Here is an 18,351-nt window from a genome sequence, read left to right as displayed (position 1 = left end):
AAATAGTTGCTAAGAATAAATCTTAAACTTAATCGCCACCAATATTAGTATTTGAGGGCGATGTTTCATTATAGCGATTTATTCTAGTGCTTTAGCTGCAGCTAGGACTTTGTCATAATCAGGTTCAGAAGAGGTTTCTTTGACATATTCCACATAAACAATTTTGTCGTTTTTATCAATGACAAATACAGATCGAGAAAGTAATCGCAACTCTTCAATAACAACTCCATATTTTAAACCAAAGTTGAGTTCTTTATGATCTGAGGTGACTTTAACGGCATCAATACCTTCAGCAGCACAGTAGCGATTTAAGGCAAAAGGTAAATCGACGCTAATTGAAAATATCACTGTGTCTTTTAATTTTGCCGCTTCGACGTTAAAGCGATGCACTTGAGCACTACATACTGAGGTATCAATGGATGGAACCGAATTAATAATTCTGATTTTACCTTTAAAATCGGACAATTTAATGGGCTTCATTTTTAAATCTTGCACGATAAAATTGGGCGCTGTGTCGCCAACTTTAATTTGTGTGCCTAACAAAGTAATAGGTGCTCCGCGCATGGTGATTTCATTAACTCTTTTTTGCATAACAGTTTCCTTAGTGTTGTGACTACTAATAACGTTGTTTCGATAGAGTGAACTTATTGAAGTTTTACAGCTTTATTTAATATAAATTTAGCATTATTCAGCTGTCATATTCATATTATGCTAGATTTGATGATTTATCCAATGAATAAAATTTTTGATTACTCAATTTAGTGAGCAATGATAAGTCAAAAAATTTCAATAAAAATAAATGTGATAGTTATCACATATAAAAAATTGGTTTGTTTATTAATAAAGAAATTATTTTTATGATTAACTAAGCTATTAATTGGTGAATGTTGTTAAATAACCACATTGATATGCTTAAAATAAGAAATATTTATTACTTAGTTATCTTATAGGACAATTAACCTATTTAAATAAGCAGGTTAGTTATCATAAGTTGTTGGTGTTGGTTACCGAGAATTATAGTGCTTTTTAATAAGGAAACTTATATGCAAAAAATCTTTGTAAACAGTATTATTATGTGTGCTTTAATATCTACAAATGTTTATGCCAATAATATTAAAGATGTGACGACTAATCCACAAGATTTTTACCTTACAGAAAATCAATCGCCTAATAGTTTATTTTTATTACCTCCTCCTCCTTCTTTTAATAGTGTTGATTTTCTTAGGGATAAAGCGATGTACGATTGGGGTAAGTCACTTCGTAATTCTGAACGAGGACATCAAGCTTATTTAGATGCTGATTCTAGTAAGGATAATATAGCCAAACAGTTTTCCTCCTCTTTTGGATCTGAAATTTCTATAACTACAACTCCCGAGATTTATAAACTCATTACTACGATGAAAGAAGATGCCGGTGATCTGGCGACTCGTTCTGCTAAAAATTTTTATAATCGAGTTAGACCATTTTCTTTTTTTAATGAGCCAACTTGTCGTCCAGAAGATGAAAAAACATTATCAACTAATGGCTCTTATCCATCAGGCCATACTACAATGGGATTTGCTATTTCGCTAGTACTTGCTGAAATCAATCCAGATAGACAAAATGAAATTTTTAAGCGTGGTTATGAAATAGGCGAAAGTAGGGTGATTTGTGGTTATCATTGGCAAAGCGATGTCGATGCTGCAAAGATTATGGCAGCGGCTGTTGTGGCTCAGCTACATACAAACTCGGAATTTACTCAACAATTAATTAAGGCGAAGGAGGAGTTTAGTCATTTAAAATAGTAGATACTGATTGGTGTCATATTGATTATTATTTGAATTATTTATTGAAAAATGCTGGATTATTTACACATTATTATTTAAATTTCATCTTGATATATTGGCTATTATATTTAGTAGCCAATATATCGATTTTAAATTTATATAGTTTTAAAAGGGATATCAGGCAAAATAGCTTCACCTTGCCAATATAACTCACTAGCAATACTTCCTGCTATTTGATAATAAAGTTGGCTAAATTCGCTATCAGGGTGGTTAATAACAGTGGGCTTTCCTGTATCAAGATCTTGGCGTAACATTTTTTGAAGTGGAATTTGCCCTAGCAATTTGGTTTGATATTGCTCAGCTAAATGTTTTGCACCACCTTCACCAAAGATGGCCTCATGATGTCCACAATGTTCGCAAATGTGGTAACTCATGTTTTCAATAATTCCTAGTGTTGGTATGTTTACTTTATTAAACATGGTAATACCTTTTTTTGCATCGATTAAAGCAATATCTTGAGGAGTTGTGATAATCACAGCAGCAGTAACTGGAATGTTTTGCGCTAGGGTTAATTGGATATCCCCTGTACCTGGAGGCATATCAATGACAAGATAGTCGAGTTCTGGCCAAAGCGTATCTTGTAAAATCTGTAATAGTGCTTTACTTGCCATAGGTCCACGCCATACCATGGCACCATTAGGATCAACCAAATAACCAATGGAATTACTAGCAAGCCCATATGCCATGATTGGTGTCATATGTTTATTATCGGGTGTTAATGGTTGCTGGTTTTCTGTACCTAGCATGGTTGGGATCGAGGGACCATAAATATCTGCATCTAAAATCCCCACTTTAGCGCCTTGTTTTTGTAAAGCTAGCGCAAGATTGACCGCTGTTGATGATTTACCCACACCGCCTTTTCCTGAGCTTATCGCGATAATGTTTTTTATATTATTAATGGCATTTTGGTTATTAGCACGTTTTAAAGTAGCAATTTTATATTCAATATGCCAGTCAACTTCATTAACGCTGTTAAGTTTAAGCAATTTTGGAGTGGTTATTTTTTTCAATTCTTTAAAAGTAGATTGCCAAGCGAAAGGCATTGTTAAATTTATAGTTAAGTGGTGATTAACTATTTCGCATTTTTTTATTGCCTCGAGTTCAAGTAAATTTTTTTGTAGAGTTGAATGAATAAAATTTTCAAGAATTTTTTTTACTTCAGTGTTCATTATGGTTATCTCTTTATGCCTCAGTATTTATACTCGTTTTATTTCCAATTACCTTGTATTAAAAGCGTAAAATACCTTAAATTATAAGGCGGTAAACAGTAAATTGGTTACCCTCATAAAAATGATTATTTTCTGTTTGAAATATGAATTGAGTATATAAATTTTATCAAATTATGGCATAAATCTAGCGATAATCCCACGATTGATGTACTATTTCTGCCATTATGTAAAAAAGGGTAATAAATCAACATGACAACTCAACGCAAAATATTGGTGACTTGTGCACTTCCTTATGCCAATGGTGCAATTCACTTAGGTCATATGCTAGAACACATTCAAGCTGATGTATGGGTACGCTATCAACGTATGCGTGGTAATGAGATCTATTTTATTTGTGCTGATGATGCCCATGGCACGCCAATTATGCTCAAGGCTCAGCAATTGGGGATTACTCCAGAGCAAATGATTAGTGAAGTTAAAACCGAACATCAACGTGATTTTTCTGGCTTTAATATTAGTTATGATAATTACCATTCAACCCATAGCCCAGAAAATCGTGAGATATCAGAGCAAATTTATAAACATTTGAAAGCGAATGGTTATATTAAAACTAAAGTTATTTCACAGCTATTTGATCCTGAAAAACAGATGTTTTTACCAGATCGCTTTGTAAAAGGTACTTGTCCACGTTGTAAAGCCCCAGATCAATATGGCGATAACTGTGAAGTGTGTAGTGCAACTTACAATCCGATTGATTTAATTAATCCTAAGTCTGTGGTTTCGGGGGCGACACCAATTTTAAAAGAGTCAGAACATTTCTTTTTCGATCTTCCGGCTTTTTCAAATATGTTACAAGAGTGGATTCGCTCAGGGACACTACAAGACCAAGTTGCTAATAAAATGCAAGAGTGGTTTGAATCAGGCTTACAGCCGTGGGATATTAGCCGTGATGCACCTTATTTTGGATTTGAGATCCCCGATGCTCCAGGTAAGTATTTTTATGTTTGGTTAGATGCGCCAATTGGTTATATGGGATCTTTCTTAAATTACTGTAATAAACAAAATAAACCAATTTTTGATGAGTTTTGGGACAAAAATTCAAATACAGAACTGTATCACTTCATTGGTAAAGATATTGTTTATTTCCACAGCTTATTTTGGCCAGCAATGCTTGAAGGTAGCGAATATCGCAAGCCTTCCAATATTTTTGTACATGGTTATGTGACTGTTGATGGTGCAAAAATGTCTAAATCACGCGGTACTTTTATTCAAGCAAGTACCTATCTAAAACATTTAGATCCTGATTGTTTACGTTATTATTATGCGGCTAAATTGTCGTCACACATTGATGATATTGACTTAAATTTAGAAGACTTTGTTCAACGTGTAAATAGTGATTTAGTTAATAAAGTTGTTAATATTGCTTCGCGTTCGGCTGGTTTTATTTATAAACGCTTTGGCGGCAAATTATCAGATAAAGTGGCAGAGCCTGAACTGTATTCCTTGTTTGTTGAAAAAGCAAAAGTGATTGCTGATTATTTTGAACAACGCGAATCAGGCAAGGCAATACGTGAAATTATGGCACTTGCTGACGAAGCTAACCGCTATATTGACGAAAAGGCACCTTGGGTGGTTGCTAAACAAGAAGGGCAAGATCAAGTGTTGCAAGATATTTGCTCAATGGGAATTCACTTATTCCGCATCTTAATGACCTATTTAAAACCAATTGTGCCTTCATTGGCTGAACGTACAGAAGCATTTTTAAATAGCAAATTAGAATGGAATGAAATTGATAATGCTTTAACAAGTCATAAAATTAATCAGTTTAAAGCTTTATTTAATCGTATTGATATGGATAAAATTACAAACATGATTGAAGAAACAAAACAACAAGCTGCATTAGCCCAACCGGCAAAACCTAAAGTTGCAGAGCCTATCGCTGACACGATTAATTTTGATGATTTTGCTAAAGTCGATATGCGCGTTGCTTTAATTAAACATGCTTGCTTTGTTGAAGGATCCGATAAATTACTTCAATTAACGCTTGATATTGGTGACGAAACCCGTAATGTGTTTTCAGGTATCAAGCAGTTTTATCCTGACCCAGAGGTGTTAATTGGGCGTTTAACTATTATGATTGCTAACTTAGCTCCTCGTAAAATGCGCTTTGGTATTTCTGAAGGTATGGTGCTTTGTGCGAGTGGTAAAGGTGATGATGAAGGTGTGTACCTACTATCACCAGATAGTGGTGCTAAACCAGGAATGCGAATTTCGTAATTGATACCTTTATTATAGAAGTCACATCTTAACAAGTTAATATACTTGTTAAGATGTTTTAGCTAATCATTTTTTTAAATATAAAACACTTAATTTTTCTAATTTACAAAATCTTCCAACCTTTTCTTTTTGAAGAATATATTAATTCTTTATATAGATTAATATAAACAGCATTTTCTACAATTAAATTTGTTTTCAAGTGATAATTATATTTAAAACATAATAAAAAAGGCGATTATTTCGCCTTTTTTATTACATAACTAATGCGATAATTATTTTATGGATACTAAAGTGCTAATTTCTTTTCCTAACATGTTGTTTAGATAGACTAAATCGTCAGAGGTTAAGGTCCCTACTGCATATTTTAATTGGAGTAGGCTAGTTAAATAATTATATTTTGCATCAGATAAGCGCTGTTTTGAACTGTACAGCTGTGTTGTAGCATTTAATACGTCAACAATTGTTCGTGTTCCTGCTAGATAACCAGCGTTTGTTGATTCTAATGAACTTTGTGCAGAAACAACAGCTTGTTGATAAGCTTTGATTGCACTAATAGATGACGAAATATTGTTGTACGATGAGCGTACTTGGTTAATCACTCTACGATTGGTGCTTTCTAGTTTTTCGCTGAAGCTCACGTAATTTTGTTGCGCTTGTTCAACTTTAGACATTGTTGCACCACCTGAAAATATAGGTAGGTTTAAACTGACGCCAACATAGTTATTCCCCGAATAAGATTTTCCACCATGTGCTCCAGGTGCTACGTTGTTACCATATCTATCAGTTTTATTTAAATTGGTTGATGCATCTAAACTTGCTGTTGGTAAATGACCTGCTTGTGAGAGTTTGATTTGTTCACGCGCTATGTCTTGATTTAACCTCATTGTTAATAAATTAAGATTAGATGTTTCGGATTTTTTTAATAATTTACTGATTTGTGTTGGCGGCTCAGTTTTAAATGTATTGGTATTAATACTTGCTAAACTTGAATAAAAACGACCACTTATTTGGCGTAAATCTTCAATTGCATTATTTAGCTCATTTAATGCATTTACTTGTTGTGCAACAGTTAAGTCATGGTTAGCTTGGGCATTTTGTACGTCTTCAATTGTTGCTAATCCGACTTGGAATTTTTGACGAGTTTGTTCTAACTGGCGCCCAATTGCTTTTTTCTGTGCATCAATAAAGCTTAATGCATCAATCGCTTTTAACACATTAAAATAAGCAACAGAAGTATTTAAGATTAATGTTTGACCTTGGTATTGATAAGCAATATCTGCAATACTTGCTTGTTTTTTAGTAATATCTAAAGCTTTCCAATTTGAGAAGTTAAAAATGCTTTGCGATATTGCTACTTGGTATAAGTTACCACTTTTAGATTTTATACCACTTGTATCACGTCGGCCATGAGAGACACCATAAGAAGCACTTAAACCAATTTGCGGTAGCAAACTTGCTCTAGAGCCTGAAATTGCTGCATACGCTTTGTTTTTTTCAGCTAATGAACTGCGTAGATCTGGATTTGTTTCTTTTGCTTGTTCATAAACTTGTATTAAATTTTCAGCAAAGACAGATTGGCTTAACATTAAGCCAACTAAAAAAGTTAAAGTTTTTTTCATCAATCTTCTCTTTAAAAATCATTAAAATATAGTAGTATTTTTAATGTCTTAATTTTAACAGATAATTAGCATATAGTAAGCATAGTTTATCTCTATTCGCACTTTTTATTCAAATTCAATTTAAATTTGGGGTTTTATATGAAAATTAAAAGCAATCCAGTCCATTTTGATAAAAATGATGTAGTTAATTTGACTAAGAGAATCTTGTATAAAGGTTTTTTTTCTTTATTTGAATACCGTTTTCAATATCGTAAATTTGATGGTTCAATGAGCGAGGTTGTTACTCGTGAAATTTTGGAACGAGGTCATGCAGTTGTGCTTTTAGCTTATGATGCAAAACGTGATAAACTTGTATTAATTGAACAAATTCGAATTGCAGCTATTGAAACTCAAAGTAGTCCTTGGATGTTAGAACTTATTGCTGGCATGATGGATCATAAAAATGAATCATATGAAGATGTAGCAAGGCGAGAAGCTATGGAGGAAGCAGGAGTTACTGTTGGTCGATGTAAACCTATAATCAGTTATTTAGCATCACCAGGAGGTTTGACTGAACAATTGCATATTTTGGTAGGTGAAGTCGATTCATCAACAGCTAAAGGCATTCATGGGTTAGCAGAAGAAAATGAAGATATTAAAGTTCATGTTGTAAGTCGCTCTCAAGCTTTTCAATGGATAGAAGATGGAGTTATTAATAATGCAGCATCCATTATTGCGCTTCAATGGTTAGAGCTTAATCATGAGTTATTAAAAAAAGAATGGGAATAGGTTTTTAATAAATAGATTTAATTATTTCTTTCATAAAAGTGTGATCTATTTTACAATTTAATATAACACTAGGATTTATAATAAAAATTATTTTCCCAGTCACAATGCTTATTTTGTTGCTGACATTATTAACCATAATTATAGATTGATAAATAATTGAGGTAAATTTTGGAGTCATTTTTAAAACTTCCAATTTTGAATAAAAATTACGGTAAAATATTACATATAACTGATACTCATCTTTTTTCTGATGATAATAGCTCGTTGCTAGGCGTTAATTCTAATGCTAGCTTTTTATCAGTTATTAATGAAATTGAACGTAGTAATAAGAAGTTTGATTTGATTGTGGCAAGTGGTGATTTTGTGCAGGATGGTTCTAAAAAAGCTTATGCTCGTTTTGCTAAGCAAATAAATAAGTTTAATACGCCTTGTGTATGGTTGGCTGGTAATCATGATAACTATACTTATATGCAAGATGTTTTTGCAAATTACCAACTTGCTGATAACAAAATAGTACAGCTAGGAAGTAAATGGTTAATTGTTTTGTTAAATAGCCAAGTTGTAGGGCAGGCTTATGGTTTTTTACCAGAATCTGAGCTTGATTTTTTGCATAATGTTTTGACTGAATATTCTTCTAGAAATGTATTAGTTTTTTTACATCATCATCCTATTAATTCTGGTTGTCATTGGTTAGATCAGCATATCTTAAAAAATAGAGACCAACTTGAGAAAATTATTCAAAAACATTTTAATATAAAGGGAATTGGTTGGGGACATATTCATCAAAAACAAGATTATGTTTGGCATCATTGCAAGGCATTTGCAACGCCTTCAACTTGTTTTCAATTTAAACCCGAATGTTATGATTTTCAATTATCAAGTGAAGATGCTCCAGGTTGGCGAGAAATTACACTTAATACTGATGGCTCTATTGAGAGTGATGTGTATCGATTAACTGATAATCAGTTTTTACCAGATGTTTCTCAAAATGGCTACTAGTAATTAATAAGTTAGCTAGTGCTAAAAAGGAAATGCGAACTTAAGATTTGAGCACCAATTATAGTAATGGTGCAAAAAAATAAAACAGCCGTTCAACTATGTGTTGCCAAATTGGGCGTTGCATCCATTCTTCAGTTTTTACTTTATCTGAGTTAGATAGATATTTTTTTAAGAGTCCTGACAGCGATTTAGCAAATTCTACATCATCGATCACAGTTGTAATCTCAAAATTAAGCCATAAGCTACGCATGTCTAAATTAACGGTACCAACAAGACTTAACTGATTGTCGATTAAGACGCTTTTGGTGTGTAATAAGTTATCATTAAATTGATAAAGTTTTACACCGCCATTTAATAATTCAGAAAAAAAGGCTCGACTTGCCCATTTGACCATTAGTGAGTCATTATTTTTAGGAACAATTATAATGACTTCTACTCCCCGTTGGGCTGCGGTGCAAACAGCATGTAAAATATCATCACTCGGTACTAAATAAGGTGTTGTAAAAATAATTTGTTCTTGTGCTGAGTAAATTGCTGTTAACAACACTTGATGAATCATGTTTTCCATATAACCAGGACCAGATGCTATTAATTGCATTATATGTTTTTTATCTTCTGGTGGTTCAGCAAATTCAGTTATTTTCGGTAGAGTTAGATGTTTACCTGTTTCTAGCTCCCAATCACTGGCATATATTGCGCTCATTAGTGTTGTTACAGGACCACTCATTCTGACCATAATATCAACCCACTCACCGACATGTTTATTTTGTTTAAAAAAGCGAGGATCGACAATATTCATGCTACCAGTATAAGATATGTAGTTGTCGATAATGGCTACTTTTCGGTGTTGGCGTAAATCCAATCTTCTAAACATAAATCGAAGTAAGTTTACTTTTAATGCTTCGACAATGATAATACCTGCATCGCGTATTCTTTTATTGGCATCAGTTTTTATAAAATGTCTACTACCTGCAGAATCAACCATTAATCGACAAGTTACACCTCGTTTAGCTGCTTGTATTAGTGCTTGCTCAACATCATCAGCTCGACCACCTTCATTCCAGATATAAAATACCATTTCGATATTTGATGTCGCTTTATTTATATCGTCAATTAAACGGTCAAAAATTTCGTTAGTTTCGCTTAGTAGTTCAATATGATTACCATTGATTCCATCAAGGCCAGTTTGGTGTTTACAAAGTTGAAAAATCGGTTTACTTACTTGGCTAACATTGCTAGTGAAAATATCAGAAAATTCGCTTAGGCGATTAATAAACTTTGAAATAGTTGGGCGCATTTTTTGCGCCCGTTTAACGCGCTGTTGACCTAAGTGAGCTTCACCTAAGGCAAAATAAAGGAACACTCCAACAAGTGGTAAAATATAAATGACTAACATCCATGCAATAACATAAGTTGTTGGCCTTCGTTTGAAGACAATTCGTAGTGTTGTTGCAACAATGATCAACCAATAGACAAGAAAGATCAATGTGCTGATTAAAGCATGGAATGAGGTAAATTGCATACTTAGTTAACTATTAGTTAAGTTTAATTTAGTAATCGGATCTTTGGTGCAATCATAATTTTGGAAAACTTCTGGTAATGGTTTTGGATTATTATGCTTATCAACTGAAACATAAGTAAATATAGCATCTGTTATGCAAAAGCGTTCAGTAGTATCAGATGTATCAATGACTTTTTTAACCCAAACTTCAATACCAATGGTGATAGATGTTTTTCCTGTTTTAATGCATTGTGCGTAACAACAAACCACATCTCCTACCATTGCGGGTTTGTAAAATGTAATACTACTAGCATTAACTGTTACAACTCGGTTTCTTGCGATCTCTTTTGATAAAATACCACCAGCAAGATCCATTTGAGACATAATCCACCCACCAAAAATGTGCCCATGAGGATTGGTATCTGCAGGCATTGCAAGGGTTCTAAGCACTAGTTGACCTTTAGGGGCTATATTTTGTGTCATGCTAAAATACTCCATTTTTACAATTTATTTATTGTCTGTATCTTTATTCATATTTTTGTAGATATAGATACCTGATATTAACGATAATAGTAACGATGCACCCGGTAAAATAAATACTTTAAATATCCAGAAGAAATTATCTGTAGTATAGTAGGTCGCACCTAAACTAAATGTACCACATAATATAAAGAAGAAGACCCATAATAAATTTATTTTATTCCAAATATTTATATCTAACTGTATTTCTTTTCCAAGCATTTTTTGAAGTAAATTTTTCTTAAAAATAAATTGGCTAACTAATAAAGCCATAGCAAATAAGAAATTAATAATAGTGACTTTCCATTTGATTATATTGGGATCACGCATATAAAGTGTGAATCCACCAAAAACCATGATCATCAGATAAGAAATCAACTCTACTTTATCTACTTTTCTATATAAAATAAGAATAAGAAGAAAGCATACTGTTGCTGCAATCATTAATGCTTGAACGCCCACAAAGACATCGTACATTGTTAAAAAAACAAAAAAGAACACAAGAGGAATAAAGTTTAAAAGTTGTTTCATTTGAGTATTAACCTAGTAAAAAGGTAAGTTATCATATTCTAAATAAGCAAAAAGCCTATTGGAATAGGCTTATTTTTTGTGATGAAGTTCAGGATGAGCTTTACAATTACCAGATTGACAATGCCCATAAAGATATAAACTGTGAAAAGTGAGTTTAACACCATATTGTTCGGCAATTTCTTTTTGTCTAGCATTAATAATATCATCACGAAACTCAAATACTTCACCACAATCCAAACAAATTAAGTGATCGTGATGTTGCTGTGTAGCTAGTTCAAAAACTGCTTTGCCACCTTCAAAGTTATGACGAGTGACAATTCCAGCATCATCAAACTGATTCAAAACACGATAGACGGTTGCAAGCCCGATTTCTTCACCCATATCAAGTAGTTTTTTATAAAGGTCTTCTACTGTAATATGTTGGCATGATGGATCTTGTAATAATTCTAAAATTTTTAATCGTGGTAACGTAACCTTTAACCCCGCGCTTTTGAGCGCTGCATTATTATCATTATCATGATTTGTCATATTACTTCCCGTTAAGTTATAAATATTTACTCATTATAGAAACTATATATGGTAAATAAAAGAAATCGTTTTAATAGATTAAATTTTCATTTCTATTTTGACTTGATTAACCCAATTGTTGATGCGTTCTTCAGTTAATTCTGGTTGGCGATCTTCGTCAATCGCTAAACCAATAAAATGTGCATCGTCCACCAAGCTTTTTGATGCTTCGAAACTATAGCCTTCAGTTGGCCAATGCCCAACAATTTTTGCCCCTTTAGGTTCGATAATATCACGAAGCGTGCCCATAGCGTCACAGAAATATTCGGCATAGTCTTCTTGATCTCCACAGCCAAAAATAGCTACTATTTTACCGTTAAAGTCAACTTTTTCTAAATTAGGAAAAAAATCGTCCCAGTCAGCTTGTGATTCACCATAGTACCAAGTTGGAATTCCAAAAAATAAATAATTGTATTGCTCAATGTCTTCTTTAGTGGTTTTGGCAATATCAAAAATGTCAGCTTTATCATTACCTAAAGCTAGCTGAATTTGCTTTGCAACATTTTCTGTATTACCTGTATCACTACCAAAAAAGATACCAACTTGTTTCATATTTTTACCTTTACTATTTACGATATTAAGATATTTTTAGAAGTATATCATTGTCACTAACTATCAGCAATAATCCTAACTTACGCTAAACATAACTTATTATTTGCTATACAATTTATTTATGTTGAATTAAAATTGCTGCCTATTTTATGTTAACTTAGGCTGTGGAATTCGTTTATGAACTTGCATGAATATCAATCTAAATGTCTTTTTAAACAATATAATTTACCCGTACCAGAAGGGTACGTTTGTAACTCAATTGGTGAAGTAGAAGATATATTAGCTGAGCTATCTTCACAGACTGATTTAGGTTTTTGGGTGGCTAAATGCCAGGTTCATGCAGGAGGACGAGGTAAAGCAGGTGGCGTTATTTGTACTCAAAATTATGGCGAAATAAAGCAATTTGCTGAAAAATGGCTAGGACAATATTTAGTTACTTATCAAACAACCGAGAAAGGCCAGCCAGTTAACAAGATATTAATTGAAAAAGCGTCTAATATTCATAAAGAATTATATTTGGGAGCAGTGGTTGATCGTAGTTCTAAGCGTGTTGTAATTATGGCTTCGACAGAAGGCGGTGTTGACATTGAAAGTGTTGCTGAAAAGTCGCCTCACTTAATTTATAAAACCTCTCTTGATCCTTTAACAGGAGCTTGTGCTTATCAAGGCCGTGAGCTTGCATTTAAATTAGGTTTGACTGGGAAATTAGTAAACCAATTCACAAAGCTATTTGTGAATTTTGCAAAGCTGTTTTTAGAAAATGATGTTTCATTAGCCGAAGTTAATCCATTAGTGATTACTGATTCAGATGAGCTTATTTGTTTAGATGCAAAAGTGGTTTTAGATGATAATGCTATTTTTAGACATCCTAACTTAAATATTTTAAGAGATACAACGCAAGAAGATGAACGCGAATCAATAGCGGCAAAACAAGGCATTAGCTATGTATCATTAAATGGCAATATTGGTTGTATGGTTAATGGTGCGGGTCTTGCGATGGCGACTATGGATATTATTAAACTGCATGGTGGGGAACCTGCTAACTTTTTGGATGTTGGTGGTGGGACAACAAAAGAACGTGTTGCAGAGGCATTTAAGTTGATATTATCCGACAAAAATGTGAAAGCGATTTTAGTTAATATTTTTGGTGGTATTGTTCGTTGTGATTTAATTGCTGATGGAATTATTAGTGCAATTAAAGAAATTGGTCTTACCGTTCCTGTTGTTGTTCGTCTTGAAGGTAATAACGCTGTACTTGCTAGAGAAATTCTCGCTAAAAGTGAATTAAATATTATTACTGCCGAAAGTTTAATAGATGCGGCCCAAAAAATCGTTGCTGTTGTTTAATAATAGGGCGCATGGAGAATAGTTATTATGTCAATTTTAGTTAATAAAGAAACCAAAGTTATTTGCCAAGGATTTACAGGTAGTCAAGGAACTTTTCATTCACAGCAAGCGCTTGCTTATGGTACTAAGCTAGTCGGTGGTGTAACGCCAGGCAAAGGTGGTACAACCCATTTAGGTCTACCGGTCTTTAACACTGTTAAAGAAGCTGTTATAGCTACAGGTGCAACAGCAAGTGTTATTTATGTGCCAGCAGCATTTGGTAAAGATTCTATTTTAGAGGCGATTGATGCAGGTATTAAATTAATTGTCTGTATCACTGAAGGTATCCCAACTTTAGATATGCTTATAGTTAAAGAAAAATTACAACAAAAAGACGTCATAATGATTGGGCCAAATTGTCCAGGTATTATTGTTCCTGATGAATGTAAAATAGGTATCATGCCTGGGCATATTCACCTAGCTGGGAAAGTGGGGATTGTTTCACGTTCAGGTACATTAACTTATGAGGCAGTGAAACAAACAACAGATATTGGTTTAGGACAATCAGTATGTGTTGGTATTGGTGGTGATCCTATACCTGGCAGTGATTTTATTTCTATTTTATCGTTACTTGAACAAGACTCTAAGACTGAAGTTATTGTTATGATCGGTGAAATTGGTGGTTCAGCTGAAGAAGAAGCTGCTGAATATATTAAAAAACATGTGACTAAACCTGTTATTGCCTATATTGCGGGACTTTCTGCCCCATCTGGAAAGCGTATGGGGCATGCCGGTGCAATTATTTCAGGAAATAAAGGCACAGCATCAGAAAAATCAAAAATCTTGCAAGCTGCAGGAATTACGGTTGTAAAAAGTCTTACAGATATTGCTGATGCGGTAAAAAAACAAATAAAGATGTAGTTTTTTGACGTATATCAATTTTATTCTGCCATTATGAGTGTATAATGGATAGTAATAACGTAAAAATTTGTGAGCATTTAAGGATTAGGGAGCGCTTATGTTAGATATAGTAGAACTTTCACGCCTCCAGTTTGCACTTACTGCAATGTATCATTTTATTTTTGTGCCATTAACGCTAGGTTTGGCGTTTATGTTAGCAATTATGGAAACTGTATATGTTGTTAGTGGTAAGCAAGTCTGGAAAGATATGACAAAATTCTGGGGAAAACTATTTGCTATCAACTTTGCTGTTGGGGTAGCAACCGGTTTAACTATGGAGTTTCAATTTGGTACCAATTGGTCTTATTACTCGCATTATGTCGGGGATATTTTTGGTGCGCCATTAGCGATTGAAGGTTTAATGGCTTTCTTCCTTGAATCAACGATGGTTGGTTTATTCTTTTTTGGTTGGGATAGATTAAGCCGTGGTAAGCACTTGATGGTTACATGGTGTGTCGCATTTGGTTCAAATCTATCGGCACTTTGGATATTAGTTGCTAATGGTTGGATGCAATTTCCTATTGGTTCTGAGTTTAACCCGCTCAATTCTCGTATGGAAATGGCTAACTTTTATGAGCTGATTACTAATTCAGTTGCCCAATATAAATTTGTTCATACTGTAACCGCAGGTTATTTGACTGGTGCGATTTTTGTATTAAGTATTAGTTCTTACTATTTGCTAAAAAAACGTGATATTGGATTTGCAAAACGTTCTTTTGCTGTGGCTGCTACATTTGGTTTTATCATGTCAATTGCTGTTGCAATTATGGGGGATGAAGCTGGTCACGAGATGACAACGGTTCAACCTGCTAAACTTGCAGCTATTGAAGCGGAATGGGAAACTCAACCTGCACCTGCATCATTTAATGTTATCGCTTTCCCATCGCAAAAAAATAAGGAAAATTTATTTGCAATAGAGATTCCATATGCAATGGGTATAATGACTACACGTTCACTTGATACTCAAGTGACAGGGTTAAAAGACATATTAAAGAATAACGAAACCAGAATTCGTAATGGTATTTTAGCTTATACGAATTTAGAAAAAATCCAACAAGGAAATCAAGATCCAACAGTTCTTAAAGCATTCGAGGATAATAAATCTGATTTAGGCTATGGTTATTTAGTTAAACGTTTCACTGATCGGGATAATTTGACTATTCCCCAAGCAACGGAAGAACATATCAAAGCTGCGACAGAAGATTCAATTCCTGCTGTTTGGCCATTATTTTGGGTATTTAGATGCATGGTTGGTTGTGGTTTGTTAATGATTTTGGGAACAGGTATCGCTTTGTGGACTACTTATAAAAACAAAATCGGTGAAAAACGCTGGTTATGTCGTTTATTGATTTTATTTTTACCTTTGCCATGGCTAGCTTGTGAGTGTGGTTGGTTTGTGGCGGAATATGGCCGTCAACCGTGGGCAATACAAGATATTTTACCAACAGGGGTTGCGAATTCTTCCTTAACTCCAGGTGAAGTGTTATTTACTATGATACTTATTTGTGGGCTTTACACGCTGTTCTTGGTTGCAGAAATGTTCTTGATGTTTAAGTTTGCTCGCTTAGGGCCAAGTTCTTTGGCCACAGGCAACTATCATTATGAAAAAACGCAACAGCTAACAGAATAAAGCATAGGGGGAGTATACACAATGATTGATTACGAAATTGTACGCGTCATCTGGTGGCTACTGATTAGTGTTGTTTTAATCGGTTTTGTTGTCACAGATGGGTTTGATATGGGCGTGGGTATTTTATTACCGTTTATTGGTAAAACTGACACTGAACGTCGAATTATGATAAATGCAATTGCTCCTCATTGGGATGGTAACCAAGTTTGGTTAATTACCGCAGGAGCAGGAATCTTTGCAGCATGGCCAGATGCATATGCAGTGTCCTTTTCTGGGTTTTATATAGCGATGATTTTGGTGCTTTGTGCATTATTTTTTAGGCCAATTGGTTTTGATTATCGCAGTAAACTAGAGAATTCTAAGTGGCGAAAGTTATGGGATGCAGGTATTTTTGCAGGTAGTTTTGTGCCAGCACTGGTTTTTGGGGTTGCTTTTGGTAATTTATTACAAGGTGTTCCATTTAGATTTGATAACTTTTATCGAGTCTTTTATGATGGCAACTTTTTTGGATTACTTAACCCTTTTGCGCTATTGACTGGTGTTGTGAGCCTAATGTTATTTGTAGCTCATGGTGGGGCATGGTTACAAATGAAAACATCAGGTGAACTTTATTTAAGAGCAAGAAAGGCTACACAAATTGCTAATTTAATTATGTTAATTGCATTCGTTTTAGCGGGTGTTTGGGTGGTGTTTGGTATTCATGGCTATGAGGTTACTAGCGTAATTGATCATAATGCAGCATCTAATCCATTAGCTAAAACTGTATCTACAGATGCATCGTGGTTAACTAACTATATGAATTATCCTATTTTATGGATAGTACCAGCTTTAGGTGTTGTATTACCACTATTAACCATTGTTTTTTCTAGTGCAAATAAAAATGCATTAGTATTTATTTCATCAATATTAACAATTGCTTGTGTTCTATTTACTTATGGTATTGCAACTTTTCCATTTATTATACCTTCAAGCATTATGCCAAATGCAAGTTTGACAATATGGGATGCATCATCAAGTCAATTAACACTTAATATTATGTTTGTTGTTGTTCTTATATTTTTACCGATTGTTCTCTTTTATACTATTTGGTCATATATAAAAATGTTTGGAAGACTTGATAAAAATCATATCGAAAATAATAAACATTCTCTTTATTAAGGAACTATTATGTATTACGTTTTATGGTTTATAGGACTTATCGCTACGTGTATGCTATCAGTTGTAGTTGGCTTATGGGTTGAACGAGACAGTAGTGAAAAAGAATCTAGAAATAAATAATATTAGTTAAAAGTGAAAAGGTGGCTATTTGCCACCTCAGATTGATGACAAAGAGCTCGCTTTTTGGCGAGTTCTTTGATCTAATAGAGAGGAGTCCATTATAAGAGAAGTTCTTCTATGCTAAAAAAACCAACTCCAGCGACACCCGAAAAAATAGAGCAAATCTCGCTAGATGCGCTTGTCCCCCAAAATCATCTTGTTAGTAAAATAGCTAAAGTCATTGATTTTGAATTTATTTGAGAAGCGGTAGCAGCACTTTATTGCCCTAATAATGGTCGTCCAGCAGAAGATCCGGTCAGACTGTTTAAAATCATGTTATTGGGGTATCTTTTTGGTATCCCCAGTGAACGTCGTCTGGTTCAGGAAATTCAGGTCAATTTAGCTTACCGCTGGTTTCTGGGAATGGGATTAACCGAAAAAGTGATTGACGCCTCAACACTTAGCCAAAATCGTCGCCGTCGTTTTAATGACAGTGAAATCTATCAACAGATTTTTGATAATATTGTTGAGCAGGCCATTGCCAAAGGGTTGATAAGTGGTCGGGTTTTATATACGGACAGTACTCACCTAAAAGCAAATGCCAATAAAGGCAAGTCACGTAATGAGCAGCGTATTGTTGAGCACAGTCAATATATTGATGCGCTTAATCAAGCCATCAACGAAGAAAGAGAATTAAACGGAAAAAAGCCTTAAAGCCATCGACGGTAGAGAAATATAAGGATGTCAAAGTCAGTACAACCGATCCGGATAGTGGCTTTATGCATCGGGAAGGTAAGCCTAAAGGGTTCTTCTACTTAGAGCATCGAACGGTTGATGGCAAACATAATTT

17 protein-coding genes and 1 pseudogene are annotated in these 18,351 nt (G+C 34.1%); 10 read left to right on the top strand and 8 right to left on the bottom strand.

The genetic code is table 11. From position 1 onward, the window contains the following. Positions 1 to 78: 78 nt before the first annotated feature. On the bottom strand, positions 79 to 591 hold the full coding sequence (gene tpx, locus A9G35_RS04755) for a thiol peroxidase (protein WP_065635896.1): 513 nt from the start codon (positions 589 to 591) through the stop codon (positions 79 to 81). 452 nt (positions 592 to 1,043) lie between these two features. On the opposite strand from tpx, the gene A9G35_RS04750 reads away from it, so the two are divergent. After that, the gene (locus A9G35_RS04750; RefSeq protein ID WP_065635895.1) at positions 1,044 to 1,784 is read left to right on the top strand and encodes an acid phosphatase; all 741 of its coding nucleotides are present in this window, start codon (positions 1,044 to 1,046) and stop codon (positions 1,782 to 1,784) included. A gap of 137 nt (positions 1,785 to 1,921) precedes the next feature. Here the strand turns inward: A9G35_RS04750 and apbC are convergent, their stop codons facing one another. Next, complete coding sequence (gene apbC, locus A9G35_RS04745) at positions 1,922 to 2,995, bottom strand: iron-sulfur cluster carrier protein ApbC (protein WP_065635894.1); 1,074 nt, start codon at positions 2,993 to 2,995, stop codon at positions 1,922 to 1,924. Positions 2,996 to 3,244: 249 nt separating this feature from the next. On the opposite strand from apbC, the gene metG reads away from it, so the two are divergent. Further along, on the top strand, positions 3,245 to 5,272 hold the full coding sequence (metG, locus tag A9G35_RS04740) for a methionine--tRNA ligase (RefSeq protein WP_065635893.1): 2,028 nt from the start codon (positions 3,245 to 3,247) through the stop codon (positions 5,270 to 5,272). A 272-nt stretch (positions 5,273 to 5,544) separates the two neighbouring features. On the opposite strand, the gene tolC is transcribed toward metG, so the two are convergent. After that, on the bottom strand, positions 5,545 to 6,891 hold the full coding sequence (tolC, locus tag A9G35_RS04735) for an outer membrane channel protein TolC (RefSeq protein WP_065635892.1): 1,347 nt from the start codon (positions 6,889 to 6,891) through the stop codon (positions 5,545 to 5,547). Positions 6,892 to 7,029: 138 nt separating this feature from the next. Here tolC and nudF point away from each other — a divergent pair, with 138 nt between their 5' ends. Both nudF and cpdA read left to right on the top strand, forming a co-directional pair. Further along, positions 7,030 to 7,659, top strand: coding sequence for an ADP-ribose diphosphatase (nudF, locus tag A9G35_RS04730; protein WP_065635891.1), 630 nt, complete (start codon positions 7,030 to 7,032; stop codon positions 7,657 to 7,659). A gap of 168 nt (positions 7,660 to 7,827) precedes the next feature. Next, entirely contained in the window at positions 7,828 to 8,658 is an 831-nt protein-coding gene (cpdA, locus tag A9G35_RS04725) for a 3',5'-cyclic-AMP phosphodiesterase (protein ID WP_065635890.1), read from the top strand. Between the two features lie 58 nt (positions 8,659 to 8,716). On the opposite strand, the gene cls is transcribed toward cpdA, so the two are convergent. The 5 genes from cls to fldA form a co-directional block, all read right to left on the bottom strand. Further along, positions 8,717 to 10,180: a cardiolipin synthase gene (gene cls / locus A9G35_RS04720; RefSeq protein WP_065635889.1), complete on the bottom strand. Its 1,464-nt coding sequence runs from the start codon at positions 10,178 to 10,180 to the stop codon at positions 8,717 to 8,719. A 6-nt stretch (positions 10,181 to 10,186) separates the two neighbouring features. Beyond that, positions 10,187 to 10,642 (bottom strand): acyl-CoA thioester hydrolase YciA, encoded by a 456-nt coding sequence (gene yciA / locus A9G35_RS04715; RefSeq protein WP_065635888.1) that lies wholly within the window; start codon positions 10,640 to 10,642, stop codon positions 10,187 to 10,189. A 24-nt stretch (positions 10,643 to 10,666) separates the two neighbouring features. Continuing rightward, complete coding sequence (locus A9G35_RS04710; RefSeq protein ID WP_065635887.1) at positions 10,667 to 11,209, bottom strand: inner membrane-spanning protein YciB; 543 nt, start codon at positions 11,207 to 11,209, stop codon at positions 10,667 to 10,669. 69 nt (positions 11,210 to 11,278) lie between these two features. Beyond that, positions 11,279 to 11,737, bottom strand: coding sequence for a ferric iron uptake transcriptional regulator (gene fur, locus A9G35_RS04705; protein ID WP_065635886.1), 459 nt, complete (start codon positions 11,735 to 11,737; stop codon positions 11,279 to 11,281). A 78-nt stretch (positions 11,738 to 11,815) separates the two neighbouring features. Next, the gene (gene fldA / locus A9G35_RS04700; protein WP_065635885.1) at positions 11,816 to 12,328 is read right to left on the bottom strand and encodes a flavodoxin FldA; all 513 of its coding nucleotides are present in this window, start codon (positions 12,326 to 12,328) and stop codon (positions 11,816 to 11,818) included. A 177-nt stretch (positions 12,329 to 12,505) separates the two neighbouring features. Between fldA and sucC the strand changes: the two genes are divergently transcribed. From sucC to A9G35_RS13850, 6 genes and pseudogenes are all read left to right on the top strand, one after another. Then, the gene (sucC, locus tag A9G35_RS04695) at positions 12,506 to 13,675 is read left to right on the top strand and encodes an ADP-forming succinate--CoA ligase subunit beta (RefSeq protein ID WP_065635884.1); all 1,170 of its coding nucleotides are present in this window, start codon (positions 12,506 to 12,508) and stop codon (positions 13,673 to 13,675) included. Between the two features lie 27 nt (positions 13,676 to 13,702). Further along, complete coding sequence (gene sucD, locus A9G35_RS04690; protein ID WP_065635883.1) at positions 13,703 to 14,575, top strand: succinate--CoA ligase subunit alpha; 873 nt, start codon at positions 13,703 to 13,705, stop codon at positions 14,573 to 14,575. A gap of 97 nt (positions 14,576 to 14,672) precedes the next feature. Continuing rightward, the gene (locus A9G35_RS04685) at positions 14,673 to 16,244 is read left to right on the top strand and encodes a cytochrome ubiquinol oxidase subunit I (protein ID WP_065635882.1); all 1,572 of its coding nucleotides are present in this window, start codon (positions 14,673 to 14,675) and stop codon (positions 16,242 to 16,244) included. A 21-nt stretch (positions 16,245 to 16,265) separates the two neighbouring features. Beyond that, a complete protein-coding gene (gene cydB / locus A9G35_RS04680; RefSeq protein WP_065635881.1) occupies positions 16,266 to 17,402 on the top strand; it encodes a cytochrome d ubiquinol oxidase subunit II in 1,137 nt (378 codons plus the stop codon). Between the two features lie 9 nt (positions 17,403 to 17,411). Beyond that, positions 17,412 to 17,522 carry a cytochrome bd oxidase small subunit, CydX/CbdX family gene (locus tag A9G35_RS13110; RefSeq protein ID WP_141673775.1) on the top strand — a complete coding sequence of 37 codons (111 nt, stop codon included), beginning with the start codon at positions 17,412 to 17,414 and terminating at the stop codon, positions 17,520 to 17,522. A 117-nt stretch (positions 17,523 to 17,639) separates the two neighbouring features. After that, positions 17,640 to 18,351: pseudogene (locus A9G35_RS13850) on the top strand (transposase); the annotation flags it as partial.

Origin of the sequence: Gilliamella sp. Choc5-1 (assembly GCF_001690595.1) — a bacterium.
Classification (GTDB): Bacteria; Pseudomonadota; Gammaproteobacteria; order Enterobacterales; family Orbaceae; genus Gilliamella; species Gilliamella apicola_M.
This window is presented reverse-complemented; position numbering and strand designations above follow the sequence as displayed.

Coding starts and splice junctions, on each gene's coding strand:
- tolC (WP_065635892.1), bottom strand. CDS start 6,891: ATGAAAAAAACTTTAACTTTTTTAGTTGGCTTAATGTTAAGCCAATCT.
- nudF (WP_065635891.1), top strand. CDS start 7,030: ATGAAAATTAAAAGCAATCCAGTCCATTTTGATAAAAATGATGTAGTT.
- cls (WP_065635889.1), bottom strand. CDS start 10,180: ATGCAATTTACCTCATTCCATGCTTTAATCAGCACATTGATCTTTCTT.
- A9G35_RS04710 (WP_065635887.1), bottom strand. CDS start 11,209: ATGAAACAACTTTTAAACTTTATTCCTCTTGTGTTCTTTTTTGTTTTT.
- cydB (WP_065635881.1), top strand. CDS start 16,266: ATGATTGATTACGAAATTGTACGCGTCATCTGGTGGCTACTGATTAGT.
- tpx (WP_065635896.1), bottom strand. CDS start 591: ATGCAAAAAAGAGTTAATGAAATCACCATGCGCGGAGCACCTATTACT.
- apbC (WP_065635894.1), bottom strand. CDS start 2,995: ATGAACACTGAAGTAAAAAAAATTCTTGAAAATTTTATTCATTCAACT.
- A9G35_RS04750 (WP_065635895.1), top strand. CDS start 1,044: ATGCAAAAAATCTTTGTAAACAGTATTATTATGTGTGCTTTAATATCT.
- sucC (WP_065635884.1), top strand. CDS start 12,506: ATGAACTTGCATGAATATCAATCTAAATGTCTTTTTAAACAATATAAT.
- metG (WP_065635893.1), top strand. CDS start 3,245: ATGACAACTCAACGCAAAATATTGGTGACTTGTGCACTTCCTTATGCC.
- sucD (WP_065635883.1), top strand. CDS start 13,703: ATGTCAATTTTAGTTAATAAAGAAACCAAAGTTATTTGCCAAGGATTT.
- fldA (WP_065635885.1), bottom strand. CDS start 12,328: ATGAAACAAGTTGGTATCTTTTTTGGTAGTGATACAGGTAATACAGAA.
- A9G35_RS04685 (WP_065635882.1), top strand. CDS start 14,673: ATGTTAGATATAGTAGAACTTTCACGCCTCCAGTTTGCACTTACTGCA.
- A9G35_RS13110 (WP_141673775.1), top strand. CDS start 17,412: ATGTATTACGTTTTATGGTTTATAGGACTTATCGCTACGTGTATGCTA.
- yciA (WP_065635888.1), bottom strand. CDS start 10,642: ATGACACAAAATATAGCCCCTAAAGGTCAACTAGTGCTTAGAACCCTT.
- fur (WP_065635886.1), bottom strand. CDS start 11,737: ATGACAAATCATGATAATGATAATAATGCAGCGCTCAAAAGCGCGGGG.